This window comes from Alterinioella sp. (assembly GCF_058343375.1).
The window spans coordinates 14,409-35,435 of the sequence record NZ_JBTUJH010000046.1 but is presented as its reverse complement, the minus strand read 5'-3'; the positions used below and the strand labels follow the sequence as shown (position 1 = coordinate 35,435).

Below are 21,027 nucleotides of genomic sequence, written 5' to 3'. Positions count from 1 at the left end.
CCCTCCAGCTTGCCGGTGTCGCGGACAGCTATCCGGCGCTGGCAAGTGCCGCCGCCGAGACCGAGCAATCGTTCACCGATTTCCTGGAAAACGTGCTGCTGGCCGAGCGGGACTGTCGGCGATCCAGATCAGCCTCAACCCTAGTCAGAATGGCGGGTTTTCCCGCCGTGAAGACCATAGAAGAGTATGATTTCAAGTTCGCCAGCTCCGCCCCGAAACGCCAGATCGAGCTGCTGGCCTCACTGGCCTTCGTGGCCCGCAAGGAAAACGCCGTGTTCCTCGGGCCGTCCGGCGTGGGCAAAACCCACCTCGCAATAGCCCTGGGCCACAAGGCGGCCAACGCGGGGATCAAAACCCGCTTCATCACGGCGGCAGACATGATCCTGCAGGTGGAAACGGCTCAGCGTCAAAGCCGGTTGTCTAAATCTATGAAGACGCTCAGCGGTTACACACTGCTGATCATCGATGAGATAGGCTATTTGCCCATGCATCGTGAACAGGCGCATCTGTTCTTCCAAATCGTGGCGGCACGCTACGAGAAGGCATCCACCATCATGACCTCAAATCTCAGCTTCTCAACCTGGGATCAGGCTTTCGCGGGCGACCAGGTTCTGACGGCCGCAATGCTGGACCGGCTCCTGCACCACGCACAGGTCATCCAGATCCAGGGCGAAAGTTACCGGCTCAAAAACAAACGCAAAGCAGGCATCATTGCACCGGCCCAACAAAAGGAGAGCGCCCGAACCTAAACCACCGCCGCAGGCCAACACGCGCTTGAGATATATGACGTCTCCGCGCGAATTGGCCTGCTAAACCGAGAGGGTGGGCCAATATTCAACCGGCCAAATGGGTCACTTTTGAACCGGCGTTGACACCAGGCGCAAGGCTGTTGGCAGCCGCGCCCCGATCCTGGTCGAAGCGAGGCCGAACGCACGGTGGTCGCTGGACTTCGTGCATGATCAGCTCGCCTGTGGTCGCCGCTTTCGCATGCCTCACGTGGTCGATGACGTGACAGGGGAATGCCTCGCGGCAATTCCGGACACAATGATCTCGGGCAAGCGCGTGGCGCGAGAACTGGACAAGCTGATCGAGCGGCGCGGCAAGCCGGGCATGGTTGTCAGCGACAATGGGACCGAACTGACCAGTAACGCGATCCTGGCCTTCGTCGCGGATCGCAAGATCAACTGGCACTACATCGCGCGTCGTGCCAAAGGCACGCTTCCAGCGTGACGCAAGCCGATGCAAAACGGCTTTGTGGAAAGTTTCAATGGCCGCATGCGCGACGAGCTTCTGAACGAAACCATGTTCCGCACCATGGCGCATGCCCGCGCCCTGATCCGGGCCTGGGCCGATGACTACAACGAAGAGAGGCCCCATTCGGCGCTCGGCTATCAGACACCAAAGGCATTTGCCGAGCGCCTGTTCACCGCAACCGGCAGCAGCGCTGCGCCAGATGAAAGCTCCGCGCAGCAGCCGGTTGCTCAACCTGCGCCACGGAGCGTATCAAACCAAAGGACTCAAGTTCCGGCTGGATGAAAATTCAGTGGCAGGTCAGTGCGGCCCGGACGGCCCAACTGGTGATCGACGCGGTAAATGAGGCGATTGCGCAATGCAAACCATCAGATCCAATCCACCATTCGGATAGGGGTGCGCAATACAGGTCGGTGGCCTTCGGTTTTGTTTCACAAACCACCTGCCGGGCAATGCATGTGCGAGAGCTTCTTCGCCACCCTGGAATGCGAATTGCTGGAGCGCTGCAAGTTCAGGACAAGACCAGCAGCGCGCGTGGCATGTTTCGAATTCATTGAAGGATGGTACAATTCCTCTCGCCGTCATTCGGCTTTGGGGTATAAGTCACCGAATTACCTGTGAAAGGACCGCTGCTGAAGGGCTGGAATCGCCAAGCCCATAACCGTCCATCAGACCGGGGGAGCTCCAATCTCCATCGGTTACTGGCTGGTGGCCGAACTTCCACGGTTGCATCTGGAGTTGGATTCGGGGAATGGCGAACACGCCTTGAAAGGTGAGATGCGGGCAGAGATGTGCAAGAAGATGCGGATTGACACCAAGAGGGTGCTGGCGGACATGTCCTGCGACATTCGAGGCTGAACACCCTATGAAACCCCTCTCGAAACAGCCCTGGCATCACCTGCCCGACGCAACGGTTCTGGACTTGCTTGAGACCGATATCAAGGCCGGGCTCGATCAATCCGATGCGGAAAATCGGCTGAAACAGCATGGTCCCAACGCGTTGACCCGACGCAAGGGGCAGGGGCCGTTGCGGCGGTTCGTGACGCAGTTCAATCAGGCGCTGGTCTATATCCTTCTGGCGGCGGTGCTGATCAAGCTGTCGCTTGGGGCATATATCGATGCCGCTGTCATCTTTGGCGTGGTTCTGCTCAACTCGGTCATCGGATTCCTGCAGGAAAGCAAGGCGCTGAATGCGCTGGCGGCCCTTTCGCGCGCATTGAGCACCCAGACGACAGTGCTGCGCTCTGGCGAAAAGCATCGCATGGATGCCAGATATCTGGTGCCGGGCGATATCGTGCTGCTGGCGTCGGGCGACAAGGTGCCGGCCGATCTGCGCCTGTTGCGCAGCCGCAACTTGCAGATTGATGAATCGGCCCTGACCGGAGAGTCGGTGTCGGTCGAAAAGACCTGCATCACCCTGGACCGCGACACCCCCCTCGCCGAGCGTGTCAACATGGGCTATTCGACCACCCTGGTGACCTATGGCACCGGGATCGGCGTGGTGACGGCGACCGGCGACACCACCGAGATCGGTCGTATCAACGATCTCATTACCAGCGCTACGGTTCTGGCCACGCCCCTGACCCGCAAGATCGCCAGTTTTTCCCATGTCTTGCTCTATGCCATCCTGGGGCTGTCGGTTGTCACATTCGCCGTGGGCCTGTGGCATGGCGGTGCCTGGGAGGATCTGTTCATGGCGGCGGTGGCCCTGTCGGTGGCGATGATCCCCGAAGGCCTGCCGGCGGTCGTGACCATAACCCTGGCGATCGGCGTGACGCGCATGGCCAGGCGCAACGCCATCATCCGCCATTTGCCCGCCGTCGAGACGCTGGGCAGCACCACGATCATCTGTTCGGACAAGACCGGCACGCTGACCCGCAACCAGATGACCGTGCAGGCGCTGTGGGCCGGCGATCAGGATTTTTCGGTCAGCGGCGTTGGTTACAATCCGGTTGGCGAGCTTCGCCAGAGCGGCGCGCCGGCGGATATCCCTGGCAATGCGGCCCCGAACGCAACCCTGACCGAACTGCTGCGCGCCGGCCTGCTGTGCAATGACGCGGTTTTGGTCAAGGGTGTTGATGGCTGGAAGGTCGAGGGGGACCCCACCGAGGGGGCGCTATTGGTCGCGGCAGGCAAGGCAGGTCTGGAACGCGCGGCGCAGGAGGCGGCCTATCCCCGGCTTGATACCATCCCGTTTGAAAGCCAGCACCAGTATATGGCGACGCTGCATGGTGGCGAGGGCCGGGTGATTTACCTCAAGGGCTCGGTCGAGAGCGTGCTGGAACGCTGCGATCAGATCCTTGGTGGCGACGGGCAGGCCCGGCCGATTGACGCCGGCATCGTGCTGGCCAAGGTCGAAGAACTGGCCTGCCTCGGACAGCGTGTTCTGGCTTTTGCGCGCAAGGAGGTTCCCCCCGGTCTCATGGGCATTGACCATGGCGATGTCACTTCGGGGCTGGTCTTTCTGGGCTTGCAGGGCATGATCGACCCGCCGCGCCAGGAAGCCATCGAGGCGGTGCGCGCCTGCCGCGCGGCCGGTATCCGGGTCAAGATGATCACCGGCGATCACGCGGCCACCGCCGCCGCCATCGCCGCGAGGATCGGGCTGGATGACACCGCCACCGGCGAGGCGATGCCCAAGGCCCTGACGGGCCGGGAACTGGCGGCGATGGACGGTGCCGAACTTGCCGCTGCGGCCAACAGCACGGCCGTGTTCGCGCGCGTCACGCCGGAACAGAAACTGCGCCTGGTCGAAGCCTTGCAGGCGCGTGGCGACATCGTGGCGATGACCGGCGACGGGGTCAATGATGCCCCGGCGCTGCGCCGCGCCAATATCGGCGTGGCCATGGGCATCACCGGCACCGAGGTGTCGAAAGAGGCCGCCGACATGGTGCTGACGGATGACAATTTCGCCACCATCGAGGCGGCGGTGGAAGAAGGCAGGGGTGTGTTCGACAATCTGACCAAATTCATTGTCTGGACATTGCCGACCAATTTTGGCGAAGGCCTGGTGATCATGGCGGCGGTTTTCATGGGGACCACCCTGCCCATTCTGCCGGTGCAGATTCTGTGGATCAACATGACAACCGCCGTTTTTCTGGGGCTCATGCTGGCTTTTGAGCCAAGGGAGGCAGGAACCATGCTGCGTCCGCCACGTGAGCCGGATACGCCGATCCTCACCGCCGGGTTGATCGGGCGTATTGTTCTGGTCGGTTCGATGCTTTTCCTTGGGGCGTTTGGACTGTTCAGATGGGCGCTGGCCAGCGGGGCGAGCGAAGCAGAGGCCCGCACGATCGCAGTCAACACCTTTGTCATGGTTGAACTGTTCTATCTGTTCAACTGCCGCAGCCTGACCAGATCCATGTTCCAAACCGGCCTGTTCAGCAATCCGTGGATCATTGGCGGCGCGGCGGTCATGATCATCTTGCAGATGATCTATACCTACATGCCCTTCATGAACAGTTTGTTCCATTCCGCGCCGATCGGCCTGAGGGACTGGGCGAATATTCTTGCCGTCAGCCTGGTGATCTATGCCGTTGTCGGCGCGCAGAAGGCATATCGGCGCCGGCGCGGTTCCGACACCCTGGCGGCGCCGCCATCCTGACGCCGATATCGCGCCCTGGCGGCTTTGCCGCAGGATGTGACAAAATGCAATCGCGACGATTGGCCCGGTTTCGTGGCGGCCCCATGATATGACCAACAGCCCGGCGCGACCAAGGCAGTAAAGGAAACCATATGCAGGACCTCATTTCGTCCTCTGTGTTCTATGAAATGGCCGCATTGCTGGTTCTCGCCTCGGCGGTGGGCCTGATCGGGGTCATGCTGCGCCAGCCGCTTATCGTCAGTTTCATCGCCGTGGGCATCATTGCCGGGCCGTCGGCGCTTGGGCTGGTGCAGTCGGCGGATCACATCAACCTTCTGTCGAAACTCGGCATTGCGGTGTTGCTGTTTCTTGTCGGGTTGAAGCTTGATCTCAAGCTGATCCGCTCGGTCGGGCCGGTGGCGCTGATCACCGGGCTGGGACAGGTGGGGTTCACCTCGATCATCGGCTTTGGCATTGCGCTGGCGCTGGGGTTTGACAGCGTCACCAGCATCTATATTGCCGTGGCGCTGACCTTTTCCAGCACCATAATCATCGTCAAGCTGTTGTCGGACAAACGCGAGATTGACAGCCTGCATGGCCGGATCGCGCTGGGGTTCCTGATCGTGCAGGATATCGTGGTGGTGCTGTCGATGATCGTGCTGTCGACCATCGGTGCCGGCGCGGGGGACGGTGCCGGGAATGGCACGGTGCCGGGCGATGTGGCGCGCATTATCGGCACGGCTGTGGTGATGCTGGCGGCGGTCGGGTTCTTCATCCGCTTTGTCGCCGAAGCGCTGGTGGAAAAAATTGCCCGCGCGCCGGAGCTGCTGGTGATTTTCGCCATCGCCTGGGCGGCGCTGTTTGCCGCGACCGGCGATATGCTGGGCCTGGGCAAGGAGCTGGGCGGGCTGCTGGCCGGTGTGTCACTGGCGTCAACCCGGCTGCGCGAGGCGATGGCGGCGCGGCTGGCACCGTTGCGCGATTTCCTGCTGCTGTTCTTTTTCATCGCCCTGGGCAGCCAGCTGGATCTGTCGCTGATCGGCGACAAGATACCGGCGGCGCTGTTGTTCTCGCTATTCGTGCTGGTCGGCAATCCACTGATCGTGCTGATGATCATGGGGGTGATGGGATACCGCGCCCGCACCGGTTTTCTGGCCGGTCTGACGGTGGCGCAGATCAGTGAGTTTTCGCTGATCTTCATGGCCATGGGCCTGACGCTGGGCCATGTGACTTCGCAGGCGCTGGGGCTGGTGACCCTGGTCGGGATGATCACCATCGCGCTGTCGACCTACATGATCACCTATTCGCATCAGCTTTTCGCGCTGATCGAGCCGCTGCTGGGCCGGTTTCAGCGCAAGGGCACCCCGCGCGAGACCATGGATCAGCCGCCTCGGAATTCCGCCAACCACGACATCGTGATCTTCGGGCTGGGCCGGTTTGGCGGCGCGATCAGCCAGCGCCTGAAGGCGCGCGGGCTGCGTGTTCTGGGGATTGATTTCAACCCCGAGGCGGTGCGGCGCTGGCGCTCTGAGGGGCTTGCGGTGCTTTACGGCGACGCGACCGATCCTGAATTCGTCTCTCAGCTGCCATTGAATGGTGTGGCATGGGTGGTTTCGGCGGTTCCCGGGCATATTATCGGTGTGGCACAGGGCATGTCGGACAAGGCGCTGATCCTGGCGCTGCGCGACAACGGGTATCAGGGCCGGATCGCGGTGACATCGCATAGTGAGGACATCGGGGATGAAACCGGGGATGAGGCCGAAGAGGCGGCGATCGGGCCACCCAAAGGTGCCGATCTGGTGCTGCAACCGTTTCAGGACGCCGCCGATCAGGCCTGTGACCTGCTGACCGGACGGCAATGCCCGCCGCGGCTCAAAGTGATCGAGCCGCTGGATCAGAAAGATCTGCCAGCATGACCCAACGCAATGTGCGGCCGGCCGGGCATAGGACAATCGCCCGGAACCAGGCGACCCGCGCAAACGGAAACAGAAAGGAACAAGAAATGAAATGGTCCTGGAAGCTGGCCCGTGTCGCCGGTATCGACGTCTTTGTTCACGTCACCTTTTTCATCCTCATTGCCTGGATCGGCCTGAGTTACTGGCAGTTGGAGGGCACCCTGGTGGCGGTTGCCAATGGCGTCGGATACATTCTGGTTCTGTTCGCCTGCGTGGTGGCGCATGAATTTGGCCATGCGATGATGGCGCGTCGCTTTGGCATCCAGACCAGGCATATCACCTTGCTGCCGATCGGCGGCGTGGCCATGCTCGAACAGATGCCCGAGGATCCCAAACAGGAGATCGCCGTGGCGCTGGCCGGCCCGGCGGTCAATGTCGTGATTGCGATTGCCCTTTGGCTGTGGCTGAGCGCCAGCGGAACGCTGGTGCCGGCGGATCAGCTTGACCTCACGACGGGATCGTTTCTGGAACGAATACTGGTGATCAACATCGTTCTCGCGGTTTTCAACCTGCTGCCGGCCTTTCCGATGGATGGCGGGCGGGTGCTGCGGGCGGCGCTGGCGCTGCGCATGAGCCGCAATCAGGCCACCCAGACCGCCGCCAAAGTGGGGCAGGGATTGGCGCTGCTGATGGGGCTGCTTGGGTTGCTCTACAACCCTTTCCTGGTGTTCATCGCGCTTTTCGTGTGGATAGGTGCCAGCGCCGAGGCCGGGATGGAGCAGGTCAAATCGCTTTTGACCGGATCAAGCGCCGGAAGCGCCATGCTGAGCGATTTTCAGACCCTGTCGCCCGGTGATCCGCTGTCGCGGGCGATCGCGCTGACCATGGCCGGGTCTCAGACCGATTTCCCGGTTCTGGAAGGCGCGGTGATGGTCGGTGTGCTGGGCCAGGGCGACCTGCTGAGAGGCCTGCAGGCCCAGGGCGAGCATTCCCCGGTCAGCGCCTGGATGCGGCAGGACGTTGAAAGCGCCGATATTGACGAACCGCTTGATGCGGTGATGGAACGGTTGCAAAGCTGCGGCTGCCGGTTGATCGCGGTCACCGACAACAACCGGGTCGTCGGTATCATCAATCTCGACAATATCATGGAACTGATCCGAATTCAGTCCGCCCTGAGGGAGAAAAGCCGCAAAAACCGGGTCTTATAGGGGAAAAAGCGCTGCGGGTCGTTGGCTCTGCGCTGCTTTGGACCGGCACCCATGAAAACGCCATTGCCAGCTGCGGTGTCTTGGGGGCGGGCGTTCAAAGTGCCTCGGCGGAATGCACAATGATTGCCAGTATGGCCGCCGGAACAAGAATCCTGACCAGCCATAGCCAGACCATTCCGATCCAGTGCCCGCCAAAACCCGTCTCATGCAGCAGCGATGAACGCTCGTATCGCCAGCCCACGTAAATCGCCGTGAGAATTCCCGCGACGGGCAGAAGGACGTTCGAGACGCCATGGTCAATCGCGTCAAGAATACCGCGACTGCCAAGGCGGATATCGCTCAGCACCCCATAGCTCAGGGCCGAAGGCAGGCCGAGCAGGAATATGCAGATCGCCATGCCAACCGCCACGCGCCTGCGGGAAAAACGGGTCCGGTGGATCAGGGCCGCAATCGGAATTTCAAGCAATGCCACCATCGACGTCACCGCGGCTGCCGCCAGCAGCAGAAAGAAAACCGTCCCGACAACGGCCCCGGCGGGCATTTCAAGGAACACCTGCGGCAAGGTCACAAAAGCCAGTTCAGGACCGGCCGCCGGGTTGCCGCCCAAAGCGAAAACCGCCGGGAAAATCGCCAGACCCGCGATGATGGCAAAAGCCGTGTCGCCCGCCGCGATGATCAGGGCAGAGGCCGGCACCGAGAATGTTCGCGGCATATAGCTGCCATAGGTTATGAAAAACGCCATGCCGATGCCGAGCGTGAAAAACGCCTGCCCCAGCGCCGCCGCATAGACATCGGGGCGACCAAACGCTGCCCAGTCGGGTGCCAGAAGAAAGCTGACACCACCCCCGGAGCCAGGCAGCGAAAGCGCATAGCCCGCAAGCACGACAATGATAAGCGCAAGAACCGGAACCAGCAGGCGGTTGAGCCGTTCTATCCCCTGGCGAACACCGCCGATGACAATGAGTGTCGCGATTGCCAGCACCGCCGCCTGCCAGATCAGGGGTTCGCCACGGTGGGAAATGAACTGATCGAAATAACCGCCATAATCCGCCCCGGCGGCCCGCCACAGGGCACCGGTTGCCGCGCCGGCAAAATATTTCAACGCCCAGCCCGCTATGACGGCATAATAGCTGAGCAACAGGACCGCCGCCAGAATGCCAAGCGCGCCGACACCGCGCCACAGGCTGGTTTTGCCGGACGTTTCGAAGGCGCTGATCGCGTCGCCCTTGGCGTGTCTGCCGATCGCCAGTTCGGCGATCATCAGGGGGACACCGATAAGAAACACGAAGGCAAGGTAGATGAACAAAAAGACCGCGCCGCCATTCTCGCCCGCGACATAGGAGAACCGCCAGATGTTGCCGATCCCCACGGCACCGCCAATGGTCGCCAGCACAAAACCGGAACGACTGCCCCATTCTTCGTTCGCTGTGGTCATCCGGCCCGCTTTCCTTGTTCAGCATATCGTAGCACAGGCGCGCCCGCCCGGTTGGCTTCTCTGCGCTATCCGGCGCTGAACCCGGGCCCGCAATCCGGGCGCTGGCTGATTGCTCCAATCCTCGATAGCCGTTACGATACATGTATCTGTCCGGCGGCCCCGGGAAAGGTGATCCATGAAAAGATTTGCCAATATCGTCTTCGTGAAAAGCGCCGGGAATGACACGGATGCGTTCGCGCGGGCGGTTGCCCTGGCGAAACAGAACCACACGGGTCTGACCCTGGTCAAACCGATGAAAAAAATCCGCGATTCGCAATCCGGCGTCCCGGATGAGATACTCGAAAATCTGGAACGGGAAGTCCTGGCGCTCTATCGGGAATCGCTGGAACAACTTGCCGCACCTCATCGCGCGTCGGTTCAGATCGAGACCAGGATTCTGGAAGGGATACCCTTTATTTCGATCATCCATGACGTTTTGCAAAACCACCGGGATCTTGTCATCAAATGCGCCGAGGACGGTTTTGGGCCATTATCGCGTTTGTTCGGTTCAAGTGATATGCATCTGCTCAGAAAATGCCCCTGTCCGATCTGGCTGATGAAACCTGACCAGCCGGAAGGAATTGAGCGGATCGTCGCGGCGGTTGATCTTGACGAAACTGACGATGAAGAGAAGAACAGGTCTCTCAACAAGCAGATTCTGGAGATGTCGCTCTCGCTTGCGCATCGTGAGGGCGCGCAGCTGCATGTGGTTCATGCCTGGCAGGCGGTTGCGGAAAAAATGCTCAGGGGCGCGCGATCAAACATGACGGAGGCGGGCGTGAACGCATATGTTGTCGGCATCAAAGCCCTGCACGAACGTCGTCTTTCCGAGTTGATGGGGCAGGCCGGGGAATGGGTCGGCAAGGATGTATTCGATTCCGTCGCGCCCAAATATCATTTGGTCAAAGGGCCGGCCCAGAAAGTTGTCACCGAAATGGTGGGCACACTCTCGGCGGATATTCTTGTCATGGGAACCGTCGGACGCACCGGAATTCCCGGATTGATCATTGGCAATACGGCTGAAACCATCCTCGGCGGAATCGATTGTTCGGTGCTGGCAATCAAACCCGCCGGATTTGTCAGCCCGGTAGAATTGCCTGATCAGCCCGCGCCATAGGGTCAGGACCCCGTGACGCTGCCTGAAATCAAAGATTTCAACACGGCCTGGTTGCCCATATCCCATGAGGTCGTATGGAGATCAGCCCTATCCACATCTCAAGCGACGATTTCCTGGCTCCGCCGCATGAGGGGTGCCATGTTCCTGGGAAAAATGGAGCTCTGACTTCGAAATTGGCTCGGGTTACAGCCCGGGCCGTGAATGGCTGTCCTCGCAAACATGCACCGCAACCCCGGATTCGGCGCAGCGTGTTGCCAATCCTTCCGGCAAGGGCTGGTCGGTGAAGAACGCGTCGATATCGAGAAGCGACGCAATCCGGGCCGGGGCCGAGCGGGAAAGTTTCGAGTGGTCCGCAACCAGGAATACCTTGCGCGACTGCGCGATGATGGTCTGGCTTACGCCGACTTCCTGAATGTCAAAATCAAGTAAATCCCCGTCCTGGTCCAGCGCCGAGCAGCCGATGATCGCCAGGTCGAATTTGAACCGCCCTATGGTCTCTGTCGTCAGGTTTCCGACCAGTCCGCCATCCGAACGGCGCAGGCTGCCGCCGGCAACGATAACGTCGCAATCAGGATTTGCGGCCAGGATATTGGCGACATTCATGTTGTTGGTGACCACCATCAGATTGCGGTGCGCAAGAAGCTCGTGGGCCACGGCCTCGGTGCTGGTGCCGATGTTCAGAAAGACCGAACAATCTTCGGGAATATGGGTCGCGCAAGCCCTGGCGATGGCCTGTTTGGCGCTCTGATTGAGATTGCGCCGTTCTTCATAGCCGATATTCATCGTCCCCGATGGGAGAACCGCCCCGCCGTGAACACGGTCCAGCCGCCCGCCCTCGGCAAGTTCGGTCAGATCGCGGCGAATGGTTTGCAATGTGACCTGAAAATGCTCGGCCAGGCCTTCAACGGTCACCTTGCCTTCGCGGCGAACTAAGTCGAGGATTTCCGGATGGCGGAGGGTTTGAGACACCTTTGCATTCCTCTTCCTGAAAAAACCAGACGAGATCGGGCGGAAATTCACTAATTTGTTCGAGATTACTCGTTTTCATGAGGTGACGCAAACAGCTCGGCGATTCCAGGTTCGAAACTGCGCGGATCAGTGAGTTTGAGGCGATAAACGGCGGGCATGCGCCATCATCGGCCGCCGGATCCAGGAGCCGCCATGAATTTCCATGCGAAATCAATGGGATCGGCAAAAGGAAAAGAAACGCACATTGAGGGTTTCCTTTTTTCACATAATCGTTACTGTTTTGATCTATAGTCGAACACATGGCGGGGAGGGTCTGTTGTCCGAGTCTGAAGCCAGCCCAGCGGTTTATGATCTGTTCGTCATCGGGGGCGGGGTCAATGGCTGCGGCATCGCCCGCGATGCGTCCGGGCGTGGATTGGCCGTGGCGCTGGCTGAAATGAATGACCTGGCCTCGGCGACATCTTCGGCATCAACAAAACTGTTCCACGGCGGGCTGCGCTATCTGGAATATCTGGAAATCCGGCTGGTGCGCGAGGCGTTGATTGAACGCGAAACGCTGCTGCGCGCGATGCCGCATATCAGCTGGCCGATGCGGTTTGTGCTGCCCTATCATGCCGATATGCGGTTTGAAGGGCAAACGCCGACCTCGCGCTTGCTGCGCATCTTCATGCCCTGGCTGCGCGGGCGGCGTCCGGCCTGGCTCATTCGGCTGGGGCTTTTTCTTTACGATCATCTGGGCGGCCGGAAAATATTGCCCGCCACCAGCTCGATCGATCTGACACGCGATCAGGAGGGGGCCCCTCTCGATGACAAGTTCCGCACCGCCTATGAGTATTCGGATTGCTGGATCGAGGATTCCCGTCTGGTTGTGCTGAACGCACGTGACGCCGAGGCCCGTGGCGCAAAGATCATGACCCATACCAGAGTTCTGAGCGCCGAACGCGTTGGTGACATCTGGGAAATCACCATCGAGGATAGCGACAGCGGACAAAGGCAATTGCTGCGCGCGAAAATGCTGGTCAATGCTGGCGGGCCCTGGGTGGGCGAGATCATCCAGACCAGGATGCGGCTCAACTCGCAAGAAGGCGTTCGTCTGGTGCGCGGCAGCCATATCGTAACCAAGCGGCTTTTCGACCACGACAAGTGCTATTTCTTTCAGGGCACCGATGGCCGGATCATTTTCGCCATACCCTATGAAACGGATTTCACCCTGATCGGGACCACCGATCAGGAGCATGAGGATCCGTCGGTCAAACCGGTATGCACCGAAGCGGAACAGGATTATCTGTGCGAATTCGCCTCGCAATATTTCAAGAATCCGGTCACCCGCGCAGATATCGTCTGGACCTATTCCGGCGTGCGCCCGCTTTACGATGACGGAGCAAGATCGGCCACTGCCGCAACGCGCGACTATACGCTGAAAGTGGATGCGGATGGTGGCGCGCCGGTGCTGAACATATTTGGTGGCAAGATCACCACCTATCGCCGGCTGGCTGAAAATGCGCTGGAAAAGATCCTGCGCTATTTCCCCGATGCCCCCGGACCATGGACCGCCGGCGTGCCTCTGCCGGGCGGGGATTTCGGGGTGGATGAGGTGGACAGCCTGATCGCGCGGCTGAAATCCGAATATTCGTTTCTGGGAGATCTCTGGGCGCTCCGCCTGATCCGGGCCTATGGCACCGAAGCCTGGGATATTCTGGGTGATGCCAAAAATGAAACGGATCTTGGCCTGAAATTCGGTGCGACATTGACGGAGCGCGAAGTGAACTGGTTGATGGACCGTGAATTTGCCCGCAACGCAGAAGATATCGTGTGGCGGCGCAACAAGTTGGGCCTGCGAATGAGTGCGAATGAATTTGCTGCACTCGACAAGTGGATGCTGGCGCGCCGCGCGTCGCAGGGCGCAGACGCCACCGACAGAGCGGGAAGGGATGAAAATGAGCTTGCTTCTTGAAGGTGTGTCCAAAGTTGTGGGGGCCGAGACCCATATCCACGCCACCGACCTTGAGTTGAAAAAGGGCACGATGAACGTTCTGCTTGGGCCGACTCTTTCGGGCAAAACCACGCTGATGCGGATCATGGCCGGGCTCGACAAACCCAATACCGGCCGAATTCTGTGGAATGGCGAGGATGTGACCGGCATCCGGGTTCAGGATCGCGGTGTTGCCATGGTGTATCAGCAGTTCATCAATTACCCGTCGATGACGGTGTATGAAAATATCGCCAGCCCAATGCGCCTGTTGGGCAAAACGGCGGCAGAGATCGACGCGGCCGTGCAAAAGACCGCCGAATTGATGAAAATGACGTCAATGCTGGATCGTAAGCCGCTGGAATTGTCGGGTGGCCAGCAACAGCGTTGTGCGCTTGCCCGGGCGCTGGTCAAAGATGCCGGGCTGGTTTTGCTGGATGAACCGCTGGCCAATCTTGATTACAAATTGCGCGAAGAGATGCGGATCGAAATTCCGAAAATCTTCGAAGAGGCCGGCAGCATATTTGTTTACGCCACAACCGAACCGGAAGAGGCGCTGCTGCTTGGCGGAAATGTCGCAACCATGTGGGAAGGCCGGATCACCCAATTCGGCCTGGCACCCGAAGTCTATCGCAATCCGGTTGACGCCACGACGGCGCGGGTTTTTTCGGATCCGCCGATGAATTTCCTGCCGGTGACCAAAGCCGGGCCGATCCTGTCTTTTGGTGACGGGCAGACAACACCTGCGGTCAAGCAGTTGGCTGCAATTCCCGATGGCCGATACGTTGCAGGATTTCGCCCCAACCATCTGGAACTGCACGCCCATGTCGAAGGAGCGATCGAGTTCCGCACCAAGTTGCTGGTGACGGAAATTACCGGTTCCGAAACCTTCGTTCATCTCGACCACCATGGCGATCGCTGGGTGGGGCTGATCCACGGCATTAAAGAATTGCCAATCGGCCAGGACCTCAAGGTCTTTCTCGACACCAATCACGCCTACATATTCGCGGAAGACGGAAGCCTCGTTTCGCCCGCGCCCTATGCGGAGTTCGTGTAACATGGCCAAGATCACACTCGACAATCTGGCGCATTCCTATTTGCCCAACCCCAAATCGGAAGATGATTTCGCGCTTAAAGAGCTCAATCACGATTGGGTTGATGGCGAAGCTTATGCGCTGCTTGGCGCATCGGGCTGTGGCAAGTCCACACTTCTGAACATCATTTCCGGCCTTTTGCAGCCATCGCAGGGCCGGATCCTGTTCAACGATGCCGACGTCACTCACATGCCGACCGCTGGTCGCAACATTGCCCAGGTGTTCCAGTTCCCCGTGGTCTACGACACGATGACGGTGCGCGACAATCTGGCTTTTCCGCTGAAAAATCGTGGGGCCGACCCCAAATATGTGGCCGAACGGGTCAATCAGATCGCCAAAATGATTGGTATGGAGGCCGATCTGAACCGCAAGGCGCGCGGGCTGACTGCGGATGCCAAGCAGAAGATTTCACTGGGGCGCGGCATGGTGCGCGAAGATGTGAATGCGCTTTTGTTCGACGAGCCGCTGACGGTGATCGACCCGCACATGAAATGGGAACTGCGCACGCAGCTGAAATCGCTGCACCATGAATTCGGCCACACCATGATCTATGTGACGCATGACCAGACCGAGGCGCTGACCTTCGCCGATAAGGTGGTGGTGATGTATGATGGCCGGGTGGTGCAGATCGGCACCCCGCAAGAGCTGTTTGAAATGCCGGCGCATACATTTGTCGGCTATTTCATCGGCTCGCCCGGCATGAACCTTATGGACGCCGAGATCAGCGGCAGCTCTGCCCGGATTGCCGGCAAGACGGTTGACCTGGGCGCGCAATACCGCCCCAACGGCAAGAAGATCCAGGTCGGAATCCGCCCGGAATATGTCCGTCTGTCGACCGGCGGCGAGGGCCTGCCGGCCCGCATTCGCCAGATTGAGGATGTCGGACGCCACAAGATTGTACGGCTCGATGTGAATGGGCAGGAAATCAACGCCATTGCCGAAGAAGGATATACGCTTCCCGCCGATGCGGTTGTCGTCCGCTTCGATCCGGCCGGAATCAATGTCTATGCCGACGACTGGCGTGTGTCGCCAGAGGGGGAGGCCGCATAATGAACAAGACTGTCAATCAAAAGGCGTGGTTTCTGGTGCTGCCAGTGCTGCTGCTTGTCGCTTTCTCGGCGGTCATCCCGTTGATGACGGTGGTGAACTATTCTGTGCAGGACACCTTTGGGAATAACGTGTTTTTCCCTGCCGGGCTGGAGTGGTTCCAGGAAACGCTGCAATCAGACCGGATGTGGGGCGCATTGAGGCGCCAGTTGCTGTTCTCTGCAATCATCCTGGCGATCGAAATTCCGCTGGGAATCTTTATTGCGAAGAACATGCCAAAAAAGGGCTTCTGGGCTTCGCTCTGTCTGGTGCTGATGTCTTTGCCATTGCTGATCCCGTGGAATGTTGTCGGGACAATCTGGCAGATCTTCTCACGTGTCGATATCGGGTTGTTCGGTTATACGCTGGAGCAGATCGGGATCGATTACAACTATACCCAGGACCCCTTTGACGCCTGGATGACACTGGTGATCATGGATGTTTGGCACTGGACGTCACTGGTGGCGCTTTTGGCTTATGCCGGGCTTCAGTCGATCCCGGATGCCTATTATCAGGCGGCCAAAATAGACCAGGCCAGCAATTGGAGCGTGTTCCGCTATATCGAGCTGCCAAAAATGCAAGGGGTGCTTCTGATCGCCATTCTGCTGCGCTTCATGGATAGTTTCATGATCTATACCGAACCCTTTGTGGTGACCGGCGGCGGTCCCGGCAGTTCAACCAACTTCCTGTCGATCGACCTGGTGAATATTGCGCTTGGCCAAATGGATCTCGGGCCGGCTGCGGCATATTCCATCATGTATTTCCTTGTGATCCTGCTGATCTCCTGGGTGTTCTACACCGTGATGACCAACCTCGACAAAAGGGATGGCGTGTAATGACTTCTACCGTAAACAATCCTTCCGCGGCCGGGGCAAGACCGACTATCCGGGTAAATCGCAAGGCAATCGTGATGGGGCTCTACCTGCTGTTCCTGCTATTGCCGATCTACTGGCTGATCAACATGAGCCTGAAGACCAATGCCGAGATTCTGGGTGGTCTGACGCTTTGGCCCCGGGAGTTCACCCTGGCCAATTATGTGACTATCCTGACCGATCCGAGCTGGTACATGGGTTATATCAACTCGATCATCTACGTGACGATCAACACGGTCATCAGCCTGGTTGTGGCATTGCCGGCAGCCTATGCATTCAGCCGCTACAATTTCATTGGTGACAAACACCTGTTCTTCTGGCTGCTGACCAACCGGATGGCTCCGCCGGCGGTATTCGCGCTGCCCTTCTTTCAGCTCTACAGTTCGGTCGGGCTCTTTGACACTCATATAGCGGTGGCTCTTGCGCACACGCTTTTCAGCGTGCCGCTCGCTGTTTGGATCCTTGAGGGTTTCATGCGCGGCGTCCCCAAGGAAATCGACGAAACCGCGTATCTCGATGGCTATGGGTTTTTCCGCTTCTTCACCCGTATCTTTATGCCGCTCATTGCATCCGGTATCGGTGTGGCAGCGTTTTTCAGCTTCATGTTTTCCTGGGTTGAACTGCTGCTCAGCCGCACCCTGACCGCGGTGAATGCCAAGCCGATCGCCGCGATCATGACCCGAACCATCGGCGCGTCGGGGGTTGATTGGGGGGTGTTGGCCGCGGCCGGCGTGCTGACCATCGTGCCTGGTGCTCTCGTTATCTATTTTGTCCGCAACTACATCGCCAAGGGCTTTGCCCTGGGGCGTGTGTAAGCCTCCGGAAAAGGGAGAAAACCTATGCAATGGATGGCCTGGACAACCGAAACCGCGATTTTCTTCGCAATTATCGCCAGCCTGTTGATCATCTTCACGGTCCTGGCAATCAAGTTTCCGGAAACGCCGAGAGTTGGCATTCTTCGGATCGAAACGACCCGTGGTGACCGCCTGTTCATCACGCTTCTGGGCTCTGCCTTCATCAACCTGATCTGGTTGGGTCTTGAGGTCGGACCGCAGCCCTATGCGCTGCTTGTCTGTCTTTTCTATGCAGTTGGAGTATTTCGCTGGATATGAAGAGGCAAAGGGTGGCAGCCCCTGGGTGGGAAAGACCAAGGGGCCGCCGAATAGAAACCAAGTTCCAATCCATTGGGAGGATGTAATGAACTTACACTTGAAATCAATGACAGCGATCGGGCTCGTGCTCGGGGCAATGGCCGGTCCGGCCTTTGCCGACATGGCAGCCGCTATTGCCTTCCTCGACGAGACGATCGAGCGTTCGGCACTCAGCCGCGCCGAGCAGGAAGCTGAAATGCAGTGGTTTGTCGATGCTGCGGCACCGTATGTGGGCATGGAGATCCGGGTGGTCTCCGAGACCATCGCCACTCATGAATACGAGGCCAATGTGCTGGCTCCGGCCTTTTCGGCCATCACCGGCATCCAGGTTGTCCATGACCTGATCGGCGAGGGCGACGTTATCGAGCGTCTGCAAACACAGATGCAGACCGGTGAAAACATCTATGATGCATATGTCAACGACTCCGATCTGATCGGGACCCACTGGCGTTACCAGACAGTGCGAAATCTGACTGATTGGATGGCAGGCGAAGGCGCCTCGGTGACCAACCCCAACCTGAACCTCGAAGACTTCATCGGCCTGGATTTCACCACCGGCCCCGACGGGTTGCTCTACCAGTTGCCCGACCAGCAGTTCGCAAACCTCTATTGGTTCCGCTATGACTGGTTCACGGATCCCGAAATCATGGCCGACTTCCGGGAAGAATACGGCTATGAGCTGGGTGTTCCGGTCAACTGGTCAGCCTATGAGGACATCGCGGCATTCTTCACCGGCCGTGAAATCGACGGTCAAACAGTTTACGGCCACATGGATTACGGCCGCCGCGATCCGTCTCTTGGCTGGCGTTTCACCGACGCATGGATGTCGATGGCCGGCATGGGCGACATTGGTGAACCCAATGGTCTCCCGGTTGATGAATGGGGCATCCGCGTCAATGAGAACTCGCAGCCTGTCGGTTCGTGCGTGGCGCGTGGCGGTGCAACCAACAGTCCCGCTGCCGTCTATGCAATCGAGAGCTACACCAACTGGTTGAACAATTATGCTCCGCCAGCGGCTGCCGGCATGAACTTCTCCGAAGCCGGGCCGGTTCCGGCCCAGGGCCAGATCGCGCAGCAGATATTCTGGTACACCGCCTTCACGGCGTCCATGGTTGGTGAGGGTGCCGAAGCGGTTCTCTATGACGATGGGTCGCCGCGTTGGCGCATGGCCCCCAGCCCGCATGGCGCGTATTGGGAAGAGGGCATGAAAATCGGCTATCAGGATGCCGGATCCTGGACGCTGATGCAGTCGACCCCGGTTGACCGTGCTCAGGCGGCTTGGCTTTATGCCCAGTTCGTGACGTCGATGACGGTTGATGTTGAAAGGTCGCATGCCGGGCTGACGTTCATCCGTGAATCCACCATCGAGCATGAAAGCTTCACCGAGCGGGCAGCAAGCCTGGGTGGCCTGATCGAGTTCTACCGCTCGCCGGCCCGCACCCAGTGGTCGCCCACCGGCACCAATGTTCCCGACTATCCGCGTCTGGCACCGCTATGGTGGCAGAATATCGGTGATGCCTCCTCGGGTGCATTGTCGGCACAGGAAGCTCTGGACAATCTCTGCGCCGAGCAGGAACGTGTTCTGGAGCGTCTTGAGCGTGCGGGCGTTCAAGGCGATCTTGGTCCGGTCCTGAACGATGAGCGGGATCCGGAATACTGGTTGAGCCAGCCTGGTTCACCGCGCCCGGAACTGGAAAATGAAGACGAAACCCCGGTTACGATCAGCTATGACGAGCTGATCCAGTCCTGGCAGTAATCTTCTCTCCCGGTCGGGGCCCATGGGCCCCGACCACCCTTGTTCGGTTCTCTCTTTTTGCGCCCCCCCTGTCGCCTAGAGCGCGACGCGCTATAACTGAAAGCATCGCATGTCCTATATCCTCGCGATTGATCAGGGCACCACGTCCAGCCGCGCAGTGCTGTTTGACAAGGACATGGCCATTGCCGCCTCTGCACAGGTTGAGTTTCCCCAACATTTCCCGACCAGCGGTTGGGTTGAACATGATGCCGGTGATTTGTGGGCCAGCACATTGAAAACCTGCCATGCGGCCATCGAAAGATCCGATGTCGCCTGCTCTGATATTGTCGGTATCGGCATCACCAATCAGCGCGAAACCACGCTGATCTGGGACCGCGCCACCGGTGCGCCCATTCACAATGCCATTGTCTGGCAGGATCGACGCACCTCTGAGCTGTGCCAGAGCCTCAAGGCCGCCGGGCACGAGCCGATTGTCACCAAATGCACGGGGTTATTGCTCGACCCCTATTTCTCGGGCACCAAGGTCAAATGGCTATTGGATAATGTCGAAGGGGCCCGCGCGCGCGCCGAGGCAGGCGAATTGGCTTTTGGCACCGTTGACACCTGGTTGATCTGGAATCTCACCGGCGGGCGGACACATGTGACAGATGCCACAAACGCCGCCCGCACCATGCTGTTTGACATCCGCAAGGGGCGTTGGTCGCACAGCATGTGCGATATGCTGGACATTCCGATGTCTCTGCTGCCCGAGGTCAAGGATTGTGCCGCGGATTTTGGCGTGACCGAACGCAGCCTTTTGGGCGCGGCCATCCCGATCCTGGGCGTTGCGGGCGATCAGCAGGCGGCCGCCATCGGACAGGCCTGTTTTGAACCCGGCATGTTGAAGTCGACCTATGGCACCGGCTGCTTTGCATTGCTGAATACCGGCGATCAGGCTGTGACCAGCCAGAACCGGTTGCTGACCACCATCGCCTATCAGCTGGATGGGAAACCCACCTATGCATTGGAGGGGTCTATCTTTGTCGCGGGCGCGGTTGTCCAATGGCTGCGCGATGGTCTGGGCATCATCGACGAGGCCGGCAAGACCCAGGCCCTTGCGGCACAGGCCGATCCGAACCAGGATCTGATATTGGTTCCTGCCTTTGTCGGCCTTGGCGCACCATATTGGAACGCCGAATGTCGCGGCGCGGTCTTTGGTCTGACCCGCGGTTCCGGTGCCGCAGAGTTTTCCCGCGCGGCGCTGGAAAGTGTCGGCTTTCAGACCCGTGATCTGTTGGAGGCGATGCAAGCTGACTGGGACGGCAAGGGTCAGGCGACGTTGCGGGTCGATGGCGGCATGAGCGCCTCGGACTGGGCGATGCAATTCCTGTCCGACATCATCGACGCGCCAGTCGACCGCCCGCAGATTCTGGAAACCACCGCCATGGGAGTGGCGTGGCTGGCGGGGCAGCGGGCAGGCCTCTATCCCGATCATGAAGGTTTTGCCAGATCCTGGGCCTTGGAGCGCAAATTCACACCGGAGATGACTCCAGCCCGCAGAGAGGCCAGATATGCGGCCTGGAAACGTGCCGTCGCTGCCACAATGAGTGTGTAACGGATGGC

General features: G+C 59.3%; 16 protein-coding genes and 1 pseudogene. 15 read left to right on the top strand and 2 right to left on the bottom strand.

Features of this window, described 5'->3' with window-relative positions:
* The 6 genes and pseudogenes from istB to ACW8PS_RS07700 form a co-directional block, all read left to right on the top strand.
* Nucleotides 1–749, top strand: a 749-nt coding sequence (gene istB / locus ACW8PS_RS07725; RefSeq protein WP_491526772.1) for an IS21-like element helper ATPase IstB, incomplete at its 5' end; no start/stop codon positions are given.
* A 127-nt stretch (nt 750–876) separates the two neighbouring features.
* Nucleotides 877–1,536, top strand: a pseudogene (locus ACW8PS_RS07720) (integrase core domain-containing protein); the annotation flags it as partial.
* A 57-nt stretch (nt 1,537–1,593) separates the two neighbouring features.
* Nucleotides 1,594–1,872: an integrase core domain-containing protein gene (locus ACW8PS_RS07715; RefSeq protein ID WP_491526771.1), complete on the top strand. Its 279-nt coding sequence runs from the start codon at nt 1,594–1,596 to the stop codon at nt 1,870–1,872.
* 244 nt (nt 1,873–2,116) lie between these two features.
* Nucleotides 2,117–4,855 (top strand): cation-transporting P-type ATPase, encoded by a 2,739-nt coding sequence (locus ACW8PS_RS07710; protein ID WP_491526770.1) that lies wholly within the window; start codon nt 2,117–2,119, stop codon nt 4,853–4,855.
* A gap of 131 nt (nt 4,856–4,986) precedes the next feature.
* Nucleotides 4,987–6,750: a cation:proton antiporter gene (locus tag ACW8PS_RS07705; RefSeq protein ID WP_491526769.1), complete on the top strand. Its 1,764-nt coding sequence runs from the start codon at nt 4,987–4,989 to the stop codon at nt 6,748–6,750.
* A gap of 86 nt (nt 6,751–6,836) precedes the next feature.
* Nucleotides 6,837–7,937: a site-2 protease family protein gene (locus ACW8PS_RS07700; RefSeq protein WP_491526768.1), complete on the top strand. Its 1,101-nt coding sequence runs from the start codon at nt 6,837–6,839 to the stop codon at nt 7,935–7,937.
* 94 nt (nt 7,938–8,031) lie between these two features.
* Here ACW8PS_RS07700 and ACW8PS_RS07695 read toward each other — a convergent pair whose 3' ends face one another.
* A complete protein-coding gene (locus tag ACW8PS_RS07695; protein WP_491526767.1) occupies nt 8,032–9,372 on the bottom strand; it encodes a sodium-dependent transporter in 1,341 nt (446 codons plus the stop codon).
* A 175-nt stretch (nt 9,373–9,547) separates the two neighbouring features.
* On the opposite strand from ACW8PS_RS07695, the gene ACW8PS_RS07690 reads away from it, so the two are divergent.
* The gene (locus ACW8PS_RS07690) at nt 9,548–10,528 is read left to right on the top strand and encodes a universal stress protein (RefSeq protein ID WP_491526766.1); all 981 of its coding nucleotides are present in this window, start codon (nt 9,548–9,550) and stop codon (nt 10,526–10,528) included.
* A gap of 183 nt (nt 10,529–10,711) precedes the next feature.
* On the opposite strand, the gene ACW8PS_RS07685 is transcribed toward ACW8PS_RS07690, so the two are convergent.
* Nucleotides 10,712–11,497, bottom strand: a complete 786-nt coding sequence (locus ACW8PS_RS07685; protein ID WP_491526765.1) for a DeoR/GlpR family DNA-binding transcription regulator — start codon at nt 11,495–11,497, stop codon at nt 10,712–10,714.
* A gap of 316 nt (nt 11,498–11,813) precedes the next feature.
* On the opposite strand from ACW8PS_RS07685, the gene glpD reads away from it, so the two are divergent.
* The 8 genes from glpD to glpK all read left to right on the top strand — a co-directional run bounded on the left by glpD (nt 11,814) and on the right by glpK (nt 21,019).
* Nucleotides 11,814–13,451, top strand: coding sequence for a glycerol-3-phosphate dehydrogenase (glpD, locus tag ACW8PS_RS07680; RefSeq protein WP_491526764.1), 1,638 nt, complete (start codon nt 11,814–11,816; stop codon nt 13,449–13,451).
* The gene (locus ACW8PS_RS07675; protein ID WP_491526763.1) at nt 13,435–14,523 is read left to right on the top strand and encodes an ABC transporter ATP-binding protein; all 1,089 of its coding nucleotides are present in this window, start codon (nt 13,435–13,437) and stop codon (nt 14,521–14,523) included. Before glpD ends, ACW8PS_RS07675 begins: the two co-directional genes overlap by 17 nt.
* A 1-nt stretch (nt 14,524) precedes the next feature.
* Nucleotides 14,525–15,610: an ABC transporter ATP-binding protein gene (locus ACW8PS_RS07670; RefSeq protein WP_491526762.1), complete on the top strand. Its 1,086-nt coding sequence runs from the start codon at nt 14,525–14,527 to the stop codon at nt 15,608–15,610.
* On the top strand, nt 15,610–16,482 hold the full coding sequence (locus ACW8PS_RS07665) for a carbohydrate ABC transporter permease (RefSeq protein ID WP_491526761.1): 873 nt from the start codon (nt 15,610–15,612) through the stop codon (nt 16,480–16,482). Before ACW8PS_RS07670 ends, ACW8PS_RS07665 begins: the two co-directional genes overlap by 1 nt.
* Nucleotides 16,482–17,333, top strand: a complete 852-nt coding sequence (locus ACW8PS_RS07660) for a carbohydrate ABC transporter permease (protein ID WP_491526760.1) — start codon at nt 16,482–16,484, stop codon at nt 17,331–17,333. Before ACW8PS_RS07665 ends, ACW8PS_RS07660 begins: the two co-directional genes overlap by 1 nt.
* 24 nt (nt 17,334–17,357) lie before the next feature.
* Nucleotides 17,358–17,630 carry a DUF2160 domain-containing protein gene (locus tag ACW8PS_RS07655; RefSeq protein WP_491526759.1) on the top strand — a complete coding sequence of 91 codons (273 nt, stop codon included), beginning with the start codon at nt 17,358–17,360 and terminating at the stop codon, nt 17,628–17,630.
* Between the two features lie 85 nt (nt 17,631–17,715).
* A complete protein-coding gene (locus ACW8PS_RS07650; RefSeq protein ID WP_491526758.1) occupies nt 17,716–19,425 on the top strand; it encodes an ABC transporter substrate-binding protein in 1,710 nt (569 codons plus the stop codon).
* Nucleotides 19,426–19,534: 109 nt separating this feature from the next.
* On the top strand, nt 19,535–21,019 hold the full coding sequence (gene glpK / locus ACW8PS_RS07645; protein ID WP_491526757.1) for a glycerol kinase GlpK: 1,485 nt from the start codon (nt 19,535–19,537) through the stop codon (nt 21,017–21,019).
* Nucleotides 21,020–21,027: the final 8 nt, after the last annotated feature.